Raw genomic sequence first — 12,763 nt, forward strand, 5'->3', positions numbered from 1 at the left:
CGCGCGGTTCCGCTGCGCGGGCCTGCGCCAGGCGCCGGCGCTCAGCCGAAGAGCCAGCGCGTCTGGCTGTACGGCTCTCCCTTGCCGAAGCCGAATGCCTTGCGCGGGGTCACCCCGAACACCTCGGCCCGGCCGCCCGCAGCGTTCGCGAACGCGCCCGCGTGGACCTCGAAGTGCCAGTCCGCGCCGTACTTCTCCTCCCAGAGCTTCGCCAGCCGGGTCAGCCGGGGTTCGTCCGTCACCGGGACCGCCCGGCCCTCGACCACCACGTCGAAGCCCCGGGACAGCGTGTTGGTGCCGGTTGTCAGCACGACCTCCGGGTTCTCCGCCAGGTTCCGCGCCTTGCGCTCCGTCGGGCCCGTGCAGAAGTGCAGCGCGCCGTCCGTCCATAGCCCGATCAGCGGAGTGACGTGCGGGCGACCGTCCGGGCGGACCGTGGACAGCCAGAACACTTCTGCCCGCGTCAGCACACCCACGGCTTCCGACCACGGGCGGGCAGTGGCCCCCTTCTCGCTGTACTCGTGATGCAACTCGGTGACGGGTTCGGGTCCGGCCATGGTCGCGCCTCCTGATACAGGTTCTGCAAGCGATCGTGCCTGCGAAGTATGGACGGCGCACGCGCTACGAATTCATCGGCGCCGGGCTAGGCTCGGAATGCTGGGATGGGAACGGGCGGCGAGCAGGAGAGCACGGAATGACGACGGTGCCGGGGCGCAGAAGCAGTACGTTCACCCGACTGCTGCGGCACGGTTTCACCGACCCCGCCGCCGCCGAGCGGCTGCTCGACCTGCCCGCGCTGGCGTCCGTACGCACCGATCCGGTGCTGCTCGACGCGCTCGGGGCGACCGCCGACCCCGATCTGGCGCTGCGCGGACTCGTCCGGCTGGTGGAGGCGGAGGACGCCGACGAGCGGCAGATGCTGCTGGACACGCTCGTCTCCGCCAAGCCGCTGCGGGACCGGCTGCTCGGGGTGCTCGGGGCGTCCGAGGCGCTCGGCGACCATCTGGCCCGGCACCCCCGCCACTGGCAGGCGCTCGTCATGTACGAGGCGACGGACCTGCACCCCGGGGTCGCCGAATTCGAGCACGAGCTCGGGGACGCCCGCGACCCGGACACGCTGCGCATCGCCTACCGCCGGTGTCTGCTGGCCATAGCGGCCCGGGATGTGTGCGGTACGACGGACGTCGCCGAGACCGCCGCCGAACTCGCCGACCTGGCGACCGCGACCCTGCGGGCCGCGCTCGCCATCGCCCGGACGGCCGCACCCGCCGACGCCGCGCTGTGCCGGCTGGCGGTCATTGCGATGGGCAAGTGCGGCGGACACGAACTGAACTACGTCTCCGACGTCGACGTCATCTTCGTGGCGGAACCTGTCGACAGCTCGGAGGAGAGCAAGGCCGTCCAGGCCGCCACCCGGCTGGCCGCGCACATGATGCGGATCTGCTCCGAGACGACCGTCGAGGGCACCATCTGGCCGGTCGACGCCAACCTCCGGCCCGAGGGCCGCAACGGACCGCTGGTACGGACGCTCTCCTCACATGTCGCGTACTACCAGCGCTGGGCCAAGACCTGGGAGTTCCAGGCGCTGCTCAAGGCCCGGCCGGTGGCCGGAGACCCCGAACTGGGCGCGGAGTACGTCGAAGCCGTCTCGCCGATGGTCTGGCAGGCAGCTGACCGGGAGAATTTCGTCGGCGACGTACAGAAGATGCGCCGCCGCGTCGTCGACAACATCCCCGCGGACCGCGTCGACCGCGAGATCAAGCTCGGGCCCGGCGGGCTGCGGGACGTCGAGTTCGCCGTACAGCTGCTGCAGCTCGTGCACGGCCGCAGCGACGCGTCCCTGCACAGCGGCTCGACCCTGGACGCCCTGCGGGCGCTCGCCGGGGGCGGTTACGTCGGCCGGGTGGACGCCGCGCAGTTCGACGACGCGTACCGCTTCCTGCGCGCCATGGAGCACCGCATCCAGCTCTACCGGCTGCGCCGCACCCACCTCGTGCCCGAGGACGAGTCGGACCTGCGGCGGCTCGGGCGCTCCCTCGGGATGCGTACGGACCCCATCGCCGAGATCAACCAGGCGTGGAAGCGGCACACGTCCGTGGTGCGGCGGCTGCACGAGAAACTGTTCTACCGGCCGCTGCTGGACGCCGTCGCCCAGCTGGCACCCGGCGAGACCCGGCTCAGCGCGAAGGCCGCCGGCGTCCGGCTCGAAGCGCTCGGATACGCCGATCCGGCCGCCGCGCTCCGGCACCTGGAGGCGCTGTCGTCCGGGGTGTCCCGCAAGGCGGCGATCCAGCGGACGCTGCTACCGGTGCTGCTCGGCTGGTTCGCGGACTCCGCCGACCCGGACGCCGGGCTCCTCGGCTTCCGCAAGGTGTCCGACGCGCTCGGCAAGACCCCCTGGTACCTGCGGCTGCTGCGCGACGAGGGCGCGGCGGCGGAGAACCTCGCCCGCGTCCTGTCGGCCGGCCGGCTCGCCCCCGACCTGCTGCTGCGGGCGCCCGAGGCGGTGGCGATCCTCGGCGACCCGCAGGGGCTGAAGCCGCGGAGCCGGAATCACCTGGAGCAGGAGGTGCTGGCCGCGGTGGGGCGGGCCGAGGGCGCCGAGTCGGCGGTTGCGGTGGTCCGTGGCGTGCGACGGCGCGAACTGTTCCGTACGGCGGCGGCGGACCTCATCGGCTCGTACGGTACGGAGGAGAACCCTGCGGAACTCGACCACGGCGCACTCGTCGACCGGGTCGGTAACGCGGTCACGGACCTGAACGCGGTCACCATCGCGGGCGCGCTGCGCGCCGCTGTACGCGAACAGTGGGGTGACACCCTTCCCACCCGGTTCGCCGTCATCGGCATGGGTCGCTTCGGTGGTCATGAACTCGGTTACGGTTCCGACGCCGACGTCCTGTTCGTGCACACACCGAGGGAGGGCGTCGACGAGCAGGAGGCGACCCGGGCCGCCAACACCGTCGTCGCCGAAATGCGCAGACTGCTGCAGCTGCCCACTGCCGACCCGCCACTGCTCATCGACGCGGATCTGCGGCCGGAGGGCAAGAGCGGACCGTTGGTGCGCACATTGAAGTCGTACGACGCGTACTACCGGCGCTGGTCGCTGGTCTGGGAGAGCCAGGCCCTGCTGCGCGCCGAACCCATGGCGGGTGACGCGGAGCTCGGCCGCGACTTCGTCGAACTGATCGATCCCCTGCGCTACCCGATGGAGGGGCTGGGGGAGGACGCGGTCCGCGAGATCCGCCGCCTCAAGGCCAGGATGGAGTCCGAACGGATGCCACGCGGCGCCGACCCGACGCTCCACACGAAGCTGGGGCGGGGCGGGCTGAGCGACGTCGAGTGGACGGTCCAGCTGTTGCAGATGCAGCACGGCTGGGTGGAACCGGGGCTGCGCACGACCCGCACGCGCGAGGCGCTGGCCGCGGCGTGCGCGGCGGAACTGATCTCCGGCGAGGACGCACAGACGCTGGACGAGGCGTGGGTCCTGGCGACCCGGGTGCGCAACGCGGTGATGCTGGTGCGCGGACGCCCGGCGGACACGTTCCCTTCGGGGCCGCGGGAGCTGACGGCGGTGGGGCGATACCTGGGGTACGAGCCGGGGCACGTGGGGGACATGCTGGACGACTACCGGCGGATCACGCGTCGGGCGCGCGCGGTGGTGGAGGAGCGGTTCTACGGGGCGTGAGGGGACGTGGCGGAAAGGCGTCCTCACAAGGGAGAACCGGAGGTGTTCACCGGTGCACCGGTGCCTCCGTGGCCGGGTGACCCGCCCGGATCGGCATCCCCGCGCTCAGCCCTGCCAGGCGTGCCCGCCCCCGCGGCACCTGTACCCGCTTCGCGAGGTGGTGCGGCAGCGCCCCGTACCAGGCGTACGACATCGCGAAACCGAACGTCAGGCAGGCTGTCCCGCCCATCGCGTCGAGCCAGAAATGGTTGGCGGTCGACACGATCACGACCAGGGTGACTGCCGGGTAGAGCAGGCCCAGGATCCGCGCCCAGGGCGCAGACGCCAGCGCGAAGACGGTCAGCCCGCACCACAGCGACCAGCCGATGTGCATGGACGGCATCGCCGCGTACTGGTTCGACATGTTCTTGAAGTTGCCCGAGGCCATCGAACCCCAGGTGTGGTGCACCAGCACGGTGTCGATGAAGTGCCCGCCGTTCATCAGACGCGGCGGTGCGAGCGGATACAGGTAGTAACCGAGTAGTGCGACACCCGTCGTTGCGAACAGCGCCAGACGCGCTGCCGCGTAACGGCCGGGATGGAAACGGAACAGCCACACCAGCACACCGATGGTGACGATGAAGTGCAGTGTCGCGTAGTAGTAGTTCATCGAGATGACCAGCCATGTCACGGAATTCACCGTGTGGTTGACCGTCTGTTCGACGGCGATGCCCAGGAACCTCTCCACCGACCAGAGCCGGTCGGCATTCGCCAGGGCCGCGGCCTTCTGCTCGGGGACGGCGTTGCGCACCAGTGAGTAGAGCCAGTAACTGGCCGCGATCAGCAGGACTTCGAACCAGATGCGCGGCCTGCGGGGGGACCGCAGCGAGCGCAGTCTCGCCGGCCTGTCGTTCCGCTTCGCCTCAAGGGCCGCCTCGTTCACGATGGGGGACGGGGGGACCGCCGTTCGGCCTTCCTGTGACTTCACGCTCAATTCACCCATAGGCATCGATTCGCCAGATGCGTTCCTCTACCCGATCATCCTCCCGTTGGGTTCCGGCTGCACATGATGCACCCTATGGGCGGGTGTGCGACCCTGGGCCCATTCCGGAAGCGGACGACGGATCCGGGCCGGGGCCCGCGGCAGTGGAACCGCGTACGACCAGTTCCGGCATGAAGACGAACTCGCTGTGCGGAGCCGGTGTGCCACCGATCTCCTCGAGCAGGGTGCGGACCGCGGCCTGCCCCATCGCCGTGACCGGCTGCCGAATCGTCGTCAGCGGCGGATCGGTGAACGCTATGAGCGGCGAATCGTCGTAGCCGACCACCGACAGGTCGCGCGGCACCTCCATCGACAGCCTGCGCGCGGCCCGGATCGCTCCGAGCGCCATCATGTCGCTCGCGCACACCACCGCCGTGCACCCGCGCTCGATCAGTGCGGAGGCGGCCGCCTGGCCGCCCTCCAGCGTGTACAGCGAGTGCTGAATCAGTTCCTCCACCTCGTCCGAGGTGAGGTTCAACTGCTCCTGCACGGTGGCGCGGAAGCCCTCGATCTTCCGGAGTACGGGAACGAAACGCTTGGGTCCGACCGCAAGACCGATCCGCTGATGGCCGAGTGACACCAGATGCGTCACCGCGAGCCGCATGGCCGCCCGGTCGTCGGGCGAGATGAAGGGCGCCCGGACTTTCGGCGAGAATCCGTTGAGCAGGACGAAAGGGACGCCCTGGGCGCGCAGTTGCTCATACCGCTGCATATCGGCCGAGGTGTCGGCGTGCAGCCCCGAGACGAAGATGATGCCGGAGACGCCACGGTCGACGAGCATCTCGGTGAGCTCGTCCTCGGTGGAACCGCCGGGCGTCTGCGTGGCCAGCACCGGGGTGTAGCCCTGCCGGGTCAGCGCCTGGCCGATCACCTGGGCGAGCGCCGGGAAGATGGGGTTCTCCAGCTCGGGCGTGATCAGCCCGACCAGCCCCGCGCTGCGCCTGCGCAGCCGTACCGGCCGTTCGTAGCCGAGGACGTCGAGCGCGGCGAGTACGGATTCGCGGGTGGCCGCAGCAACACCGGGCTTGCCGTTCAGTACACGGCTGACCGTAGCTTCGCTGACCCCCGCCTGAGTTGCGATATCGGCAAGCCGTGCGGTCATGGAAGTGGACTGTACCGGGCGTATGTCGGATTGCCCACCATGCGCAGGAATCGGGCGACCGGACCCGTACGGCCATGCGCGGCAACCGCGCGCGCCGGTGAGCGGCCTCGTCCCGGAGCGTCGTCGCAGACACGGCTGTCGCAACATCTTGCAAGGACTTGCGAGGGCGCCATGCCGCCCGCGGTCGGATCGTCGCACTGCGGAATCCGCCGCCTGTGCCTTTTCCTGTCGGGCTGGGGCGGTCGCGTCAAGAGGCTTGACGGCAACCTTGAGGACACGTGAATGTAACGATCGCCGAAGCTTGCAGAAATCTTCCGCAAGGACTTTCGGCCTTCTTGCATCCTTGTTACGTTCACGTCGACCCGGCGCCGCGACGGAGCGGTACGGCAGTTGAAGGAGTTCACAGATGCGACGTGGCATAACGGCCACCGCCCTGGTCGCGGCCCTGGCGCTCGCGGCGACCGCCTGCGGCGGTGACGACAAGTCCGACGGCACCAGCAAGGGCTCGGGCGAGCTCTCCGGGACCGTGACCTGGTGGGACACCTCCACGGTGGGCAGCGAGGACAAGGTCTTCAAGAAGATCGCCGAGGACTTCGAGAAGAAGCACCCGAAGGTGGACGTCAAGTACGTCAACGTGCCCTTCGGTGAGGCGCAGAACAAGTTCAAGAACGCTGCCCAGTCCGGCTCCGGCGCCCCCGACGTGATCCGCTCCGAGGTCGCCTGGACCCCTGAGTTCGCGGACCTCGGCTACCTCGCCCCGCTCGACGGCACCCCCGCGCTGCAGAAGCCGGACGACTTCCTGAAGCAGGCCGCGGCCTCCACCAAGTACAAGGGCAAGACGTACGCGGTGCCGCAGGTCATCGACTCCATGGGCATCTTCTACAACAAGAAGATCTTCAAGGAGGCCGGCGTCGAGGTCCCCACGACCATCGCCCAGCTGAAGACCGTCTCCAAGAAGATCAAGGACAAGACCGGCAAGACCGGTCTGTACCTGCGCGGCGACGACGCGTACTGGTTCCTGTCCTTCCTGTACGGCGAGGGCGGCGACCTCGTCGACGCGTCCACCAAGTCCGTCACCGTCGACAACGCCGATGGCGTCAAGGCGATGAAGGTCGTCAAGGACCTCGTCGACTCCGGTGCGGCCAAGACCGACGCGACGGACGGCTGGGAGAACATGCAGTCGTCCTTCAAGGACGGCAAGGTCGCCATGATGATCAACGGCCCGTGGGCCGTCGCCGACACCTACGCCGGCAAGGAGTTCAAGGACAAGGCCAACCTGGGCGTCGCCCCGGTCCCGGCCGGCTCCGCCGGGCAGGGTGCCCCGCAGGGTGGTCACAACCTGGCCGTCTACGCGGGCTCCAAGAACCTCGACGCCTCCTACGCCTTCGTCGACTACATGACGTCCGCGGAGACCCAGGCCAAGGTCACCAAGGAGCTGAACCTCCTGCCGACCCGTACCTCCGCCTACACGAGGGAAGAGGTCGTCGACAACGAGATCGTCACCTTCTTCAAGCCGGTCGTCGACACCGCCGTCGAGCGTCCCTGGATCCCGGAGACCGGCAGCCTCTTCGCCCCGCTCGTCACCGAGTACACCAAGGTCCTGACCGGCCAGACCACTCCGGAGAAGGGCGCCAAGTCCACCGGTGACTCCTACCGCAAGCTCCTCAAGGGCTGGAAGTAACTCAGGAAGGCAGGCCGACTGATGGCTGTCCACACCAGCCAGTCGGTGGCGAAGGCCGCGGGCGACGACGTCGCCCGCGGCCGCAGCCGCGGTACTGGTAACCCTCCACCGCCGAGCCGGCTCCGGCGGGCGCTGTCGACCCACTGGTACGCCTGGACGATGGTCGCCCCGGTCGTCGTCGTCATCGGCGTGATCATCGGCTACCCCCTGGTCCGGGGCATCTACCTGTCGATGACGGACGCCAATGAGCGCAACGTCGAACGGTCCATCGGCGTCAACCACATGCCCGCGACGTACAAGTTCGTCGGTCTGGACAACTACACCGACGCGCTCACGGGCGACCAGTTCCTCGGCACGCTCGGGTGGACCCTGGTGTGGACGGTCTCCTGTGTGAGCATCACCTTCGCCCTCGGCATGGCCCTCGCCAACATCCTCAACCGCCGGATCGCCGGCCGCTCCGCGTACCGGATGGCGCTGATCCTGCCCTGGGCCATTCCCGGTTTCGTCTCCGTCTTCGCCTGGCGCTTCCTCTACAACGAGGACCGCGGGCTGCTCAACAAGATCCTCTCCGGTGCCGGTATCGACGGCATCCCGTGGCTGAACGACCCGACCTGGGCGAAGTTCTCCGTCATCGCCGTCAACGTCTGGCTCGGCGTGCCGTTCATGATGGTCGCCCTGCTCGGCGGTCTGCAGTCCATCCCCAGCGAGCAGTACGAGGCCGCCGAGATGGACGGCGCCACCGCCTGGCAGCGGTTCCGCCACATCACGCTGCCCGGGCTGCGGCCGGTGTCCACCACGGTGATCCTGCTGTCGACCATCTGGACCTTCAACATGTTCCCGGTGATCTTCCTGCTGACCCGCGGCGGACCCGGCGAGGCCACCCAGATCCTGGTCACCCAGGCGTACAAGTTCTCCTTCGAGATCAGCCCGCGCGACTTCGCGCAGTCCTCCACGTGGGGCGTGCTGATCCTCGTCCTCCTGATGCTCTTCGCCGCGGTCTACCGGCGAGTCCTCCGCACGCAGGGAGATAACTGGTGACCACCGCCCCCGCGCCCACCGCGCGCCACTCGGCGCGCAAGGCCAAGGTCCGGCTCCGCGGCGAACGCTCGCCGCTCGCCTCCGTCGGACTGCACCTCACGCTGATCGTGGCGTCCGTCATCGCCGTGTTCCCCGTGCTGTGGGTCCTGCTGACCTCGCTGAAGCCCGCCGCGTACGCCACCACCACGGACTTCTTCAAAGAGACCACGTTCGAGAACTACACGAACCTGATCAAGGACACCGAGTTCCTGACCTGGTTCGGCAACTCCCTGCTCATCGCCGGGCTCACCACCGTCCTCGGCGTCTTCGTCTCCGCCACCACCGGCTACGCCGTCAGCCGCTTCCGGTTCCCCGGCAAGCGCGGGCTGATGTGGACGCTGCTGATCACCCAGATGTTCCCGGTCGCCGTCCTCATCGTGCCGATCTACAACATCATGTCGGGCCTGGGACTGCTCAACCAGCCCGCCGGCCTCGTCATCACGTACCTCACCATCGCGGTGCCGTTCTGCGCCTGGATGATGAAGGGCTTCTTCGACACCATCCCGCGCGAGATCGACGAGTCGGGGCAGGTCGACGGCCTCACCCCGTTCGGCACGTTCTGGCGGCTGATCCTGCCGCTCGCCAAGCCCGGCCTCGCTGTCACCGCGTTCTACTCCTTCATCACCGCCTGGGGCGAAGTGGCGTACGCCTCCGCCTTCATGGTCGGCGACGAGAACCTCACGCTCGCCGGCGGACTGCAGAAGTTCGTCAACCAGTACGGAGCCCAGTGGGGGCCGATGACCGCCGCGTCCGTGCTCATCGCGATACCCGCGGCCCTGGTCTTCCTCTTTGCCCAGCGTCACCTGGTGACCGGCATGTCCGCCGGAGCCGTCAAGGGCTGACGTCCGCAGCAGCACGACCGTACGACCGCACGCACCACGTCACGGCGGCGCCGGATCCCCAACCCGGTCCCGGCGCCGCTCCCCACCCAGACACCTCAGGGACGACATGACCCAGCACCTCGCTGCCCCCTCCACCGGCACGTCCGACGACGCTCCGGGCCACCGCACCGGCTGGTGGCAGGACGCGGTGATCTACCAGGTCTATCCACGAAGCTTCGCCGACGGCAACGGCGACGGCATGGGCGATCTCGCAGGCGTACGCGACAGACTCCCGTACCTCAAGGACCTCGGCGTCGATGCGGTCTGGCTCAGCCCGTTCTACGCGTCGCCGCAGGCGGATGCGGGATACGACGTCTCCGACTACCGCGCCATCGACCCGATGTTCGGCACGCTGCTGGATGCCGACGGGCTGATCCGGGACGCTCACGACCTGGGCCTGCGGATCATCGTCGACCTGGTGCCCAATCACTCCTCCGACCAGCACGAGTGGTTCAAGCGCGCCCTTGCCGAGGGCCCCGGCTCCGCACTGCGCGAGCGCTACCACTTCCGCCCCGGCAAGGGCGCGGACGGTGAACTCCCGCCGAACGACTGGGAGTCCATCTTCGGCGGCCCCGCCTGGACCCGGACCACCGACCCGGACGGCACCCCGGGCGACTGGTACCTCCACCTCTTCGCGCCCGAGCAGCCCGACTTCAACTGGGAACACCCGGCCGTCGCCGACGAGTTCCGCTCCATCCTGCGGTTCTGGCTCGACATGGGCGTGGACGGCTTCCGCGTCGACGTCGCCCACGGCCTCGTCAAGGCCGAGGGCCTGCCCGACCTCGGCACCCACGACCAGCTCAAGCTGCTCGGCAACGACGTCATGCCGTTCTTCGACCAGGACGGGGTGCACGAGATCTACCGCTCCTGGCGCACCATCCTCGACGAGTACTCCGTAGAAAAGGGGCCCGAAGGGCCTTCGTCAGAAGGGCGGTGGTGGGAGACGGGCGGGCGGATCCTCGTCGCCGAGGCCTGGACCCCCACCGTCGAGCGCACCGCCAACTACGTGCGCCACGACGAGATGCACCAGGCGTTCAACTTCCAGTACCTCTCCACTGCCTGGGACGCCGCCGAGCTCCGCAAGGTCATCGACACCTCGCTGGACGCGATGCGCCCGGTCGGCGCCCCCACCACCTGGGTGCTCTCCAACCACGACGTCACGCGGCACGCCACCCGGTTCGCCAACCCGCCCGGCCTCGGCACCCAGATCCGCACCGCCGGCGACCGCGAGCTCGGCCTGCGCCGGGCCCGCGCCGCCACCCTGCTGATGCTGGCGCTGCCCGGCTCCGCGTACGTCTACCAGGGCGAGGAGCTCGGCCTGCCCGACGTCACCGACCTGCCCGACGAGGTCCGCCAGGACCCGTCGTTCTTCCGCGCCGAGGGCCAGGACGGCTTCCGCGACGGCTGCCGGGTGCCGATCCCGTGGGCGCGGACCGGCTCCTCGTACGGCTTCGGCAGCGGCGGCAGTTGGCTGCCGCAGCCTTCGACCTGGTCCGAGCTGAGCGTCGAGGCGCAGACCGGTGACCCCGACTCCACCCTGGAGCTCTACCGCGCCGCCCTCGCCGCGCGCCGCGAACATCCGGGGCTGGGCGCGGGCTCGGACGTGACCTGGCTGGACGCGCCCGAGGGCGTGCTGGCTTTCGCCCGCGACGGCTTCATGTGCACCGCCAACACGACCGGTGCGGCCGTGCGGATCCCTGCGCCCGGCGTTGTCCTTATGGCCAGCACGCCCGTGACCACGGCCGACGGCATCATCGAACTACCCGCGGACAGCACGGTGTGGTGGACGGTGTGACAGCCGCACCCCTTCGGCTGGCGGACATAGCGGCACATGCCTTGGTCAGCGAGGCAACCGTCAGCCGGGTGCTGAACAACAAGCCGGGCGTCTCCACCGCCACCCGGCAGCGGGTGCTCGCCGCCCTCGACGTACTCGGCTACGAACGGCCCGTACGGCTGCGGCAGCGCAGCGCCGGGCTGATCGGGTTGGTGATCCCCGAGCTCACCAACCCGATCTTCCCCGCGTTCGCCCAGGTCATCGAGCAGGTCCTCGCCGGGTACGGCTATACGCCGGTGCTGTGCACCCAGGTCCCCGGCGGGGCCACCGAGGACGAACTCGTCGAGCAACTGGAGGAGACCGGCGTCAGCGGCATCGTGTTCCTCTCCGGCCTGCATGCCGACACCACAGCCGACCCCGCGCGCTATGACCGCCTCGCTGCGCGCGGGGTCCCTTTCGTCCTCGTCAACGGCTACAACGAGCGCATCGATGCCCCCTTCGTCTCGCCCGACGACCAGATGGCGATGCGCATCGCCGTACGCCATCTCGCCGACCTCGGCCATGAGCGCATCGGCCTCGCGGTCGGCCCCCTGCGCTACGTCCCCTCGCGCCGCAAGACGGAGGGATTCCTCGACGCAACGGGCCCGGACGCCGGCCGTCTCGTGCGCCACACCATCTTCAGCGTCGAGGGCGGCCACGCGGCCGCCGCCGAGCTGCTGGACGCCGGCTGCACCGGCATCGTCTGCGGCAGCGACATGATGGCCCTCGGCGTGATCCGCGCGGCACGCGAGCGCGGTCTCGACGTGCCGCGGGACGTGTCGGTGGTCGGCTTCGACGACTCCCCGCTGATCCCGTTCACCGACCCGCCACTGACCACGGTCCGCCAGCCGGTCCAGGCGATGGCGACGGCGGCGGTGGGCGCGCTGCTGGAGGAGATCGGCGGCAACCCGGTGCAGCGAACGGAGTACGTGTTCCAGCCGGAGCTGGTGGTACGGGGGTCGACGGCCCGGCGTCACTCAGAGCGGTGAAGCCGGCCGCTCGGCATGGCGCCGCGCAGGGGACATCAGTAAGGCACCGCCAGGCCCAGCTGGACCGACTGCTGAAGGGCTGTGATGTTGCGGACCTGGACCAGGGGCTGGCCCGGAGCGTGGGGGAGCTCCTTGGCCGCTCCGGCATCTCCGACCCCGTTGACGATGCCGTCGCAGTGATTGCGGCGGATACAGGGGCAGTGGTTCTCACCTCGGACCCGGACGACATCCGCGACCTGCTGTCCCACCTGGGCTCGGCGGGTAAGCGGGCCGAAGTGGAACCGATCCGTGCGTAGCCCCTCCAGCAGCCTTGCATCTGTTCGGGCGTGGGGAATTCGGGTGGCCCTGCGCCGAACCCCGAAGCGCGCCGCGCGACCGGGGCCGAGATCGGCTGCCTGATCGCCGAGGCCGAACGCGCGCCGGGGGCGTGGGGGTTGGTGTGGGTGAGTGGTTTCCACGGGGGCGACGGCGGTCATCCGGGTACGGGGCGGACGGGGCCGGGGGCGTGGGGGGT

Annotated in this window: 10 protein-coding genes; 7 read left to right on the forward strand and 3 right to left on the reverse strand. The window is 69.5% G+C overall.

Annotation, left to right across the window (positions count from 1 at the left end):
• Window positions 1-41: 41 nt before the first annotated feature.
• Window positions 42-557: a pyridoxamine 5'-phosphate oxidase family protein gene (locus tag AB0915_RS05125; protein WP_366689780.1), complete on the reverse strand. Its 516-nt coding sequence runs from the start codon at window positions 555-557 to the stop codon at window positions 42-44.
• A gap of 137 nt (window positions 558-694) precedes the next feature.
• Between AB0915_RS05125 and AB0915_RS05130 the strand changes: the two genes are divergently transcribed.
• Entirely contained in the window at window positions 695-3,685 is a 2,991-nt protein-coding gene (locus AB0915_RS05130) for a bifunctional [glutamine synthetase] adenylyltransferase/[glutamine synthetase]-adenylyl-L-tyrosine phosphorylase (RefSeq protein WP_366689781.1), read from the forward strand.
• Window positions 3,686-3,731: 46 nt separating this feature from the next.
• Here AB0915_RS05130 and AB0915_RS05135 read toward each other — a convergent pair whose 3' ends face one another.
• Window positions 3,732-4,667 (reverse strand): phosphatase PAP2 family protein, encoded by a 936-nt coding sequence (locus AB0915_RS05135; RefSeq protein ID WP_366689782.1) that lies wholly within the window; start codon window positions 4,665-4,667, stop codon window positions 3,732-3,734.
• Between the two features lie 73 nt (window positions 4,668-4,740).
• On the reverse strand, window positions 4,741-5,808 hold the full coding sequence (locus tag AB0915_RS05140; protein WP_366689783.1) for a LacI family DNA-binding transcriptional regulator: 1,068 nt from the start codon (window positions 5,806-5,808) through the stop codon (window positions 4,741-4,743).
• Window positions 5,809-6,214: 406 nt separating this feature from the next.
• Here AB0915_RS05140 and AB0915_RS05145 point away from each other — a divergent pair, with 406 nt between their 5' ends.
• The 6 genes from AB0915_RS05145 (at window position 6,215) to AB0915_RS05170 (ending at window position 12,545) form a co-directional block, all read left to right on the forward strand.
• A complete protein-coding gene (locus AB0915_RS05145; protein WP_366689784.1) occupies window positions 6,215-7,489 on the forward strand; it encodes an extracellular solute-binding protein in 1,275 nt (424 codons plus the stop codon).
• Window positions 7,490-7,510: 21 nt separating this feature from the next.
• The gene (locus tag AB0915_RS05150; protein ID WP_366689785.1) at window positions 7,511-8,527 is read left to right on the forward strand and encodes a sugar ABC transporter permease; all 1,017 of its coding nucleotides are present in this window, start codon (window positions 7,511-7,513) and stop codon (window positions 8,525-8,527) included.
• The gene (locus AB0915_RS05155) at window positions 8,524-9,408 is read left to right on the forward strand and encodes a carbohydrate ABC transporter permease (protein ID WP_366689786.1); all 885 of its coding nucleotides are present in this window, start codon (window positions 8,524-8,526) and stop codon (window positions 9,406-9,408) included. Before AB0915_RS05150 ends, AB0915_RS05155 begins: the two co-directional genes overlap by 4 nt.
• 106 nt (window positions 9,409-9,514) lie before the next feature.
• Entirely contained in the window at window positions 9,515-11,242 is a 1,728-nt protein-coding gene (locus AB0915_RS05160) for an alpha-amylase family glycosyl hydrolase (protein WP_366689787.1), read from the forward strand.
• Complete coding sequence (locus tag AB0915_RS05165; protein WP_366689788.1) at window positions 11,230-12,249, forward strand: LacI family DNA-binding transcriptional regulator; 1,020 nt, start codon at window positions 11,230-11,232, stop codon at window positions 12,247-12,249. The genes AB0915_RS05160 and AB0915_RS05165 overlap by 13 nt, the downstream gene beginning before the upstream one ends.
• Window positions 12,246-12,545, forward strand: coding sequence for a hypothetical protein (locus AB0915_RS05170; protein WP_366689789.1), 300 nt, complete (start codon window positions 12,246-12,248; stop codon window positions 12,543-12,545). Before AB0915_RS05165 ends, AB0915_RS05170 begins: the two co-directional genes overlap by 4 nt.
• The last annotated feature ends 218 nt before the right edge of the window (window positions 12,546-12,763 follow it).

Source organism: Streptomyces sp. NPDC048411, from assembly GCF_040704695.1.
Classification (GTDB): domain Bacteria; phylum Actinomycetota; class Actinomycetes; order Streptomycetales; family Streptomycetaceae; genus Streptomyces.

Coding starts and splice junctions, on each gene's coding strand:
- AB0915_RS05125 (WP_366689780.1), bottom strand. CDS start 557: ATGGCCGGACCCGAACCCGTCACCGAGTTGCATCACGAGTACAGCGAG.
- AB0915_RS05130 (WP_366689781.1), top strand. CDS start 695: ATGACGACGGTGCCGGGGCGCAGAAGCAGTACGTTCACCCGACTGCTG.
- AB0915_RS05135 (WP_366689782.1), bottom strand. CDS start 4,667: ATGGGTGAATTGAGCGTGAAGTCACAGGAAGGCCGAACGGCGGTCCCC.
- AB0915_RS05140 (WP_366689783.1), bottom strand. CDS start 5,808: ATGACCGCACGGCTTGCCGATATCGCAACTCAGGCGGGGGTCAGCGAA.
- AB0915_RS05145 (WP_366689784.1), top strand. CDS start 6,215: ATGCGACGTGGCATAACGGCCACCGCCCTGGTCGCGGCCCTGGCGCTC.
- AB0915_RS05150 (WP_366689785.1), top strand. CDS start 7,511: ATGGCTGTCCACACCAGCCAGTCGGTGGCGAAGGCCGCGGGCGACGAC.
- AB0915_RS05160 (WP_366689787.1), top strand. CDS start 9,515: ATGACCCAGCACCTCGCTGCCCCCTCCACCGGCACGTCCGACGACGCT.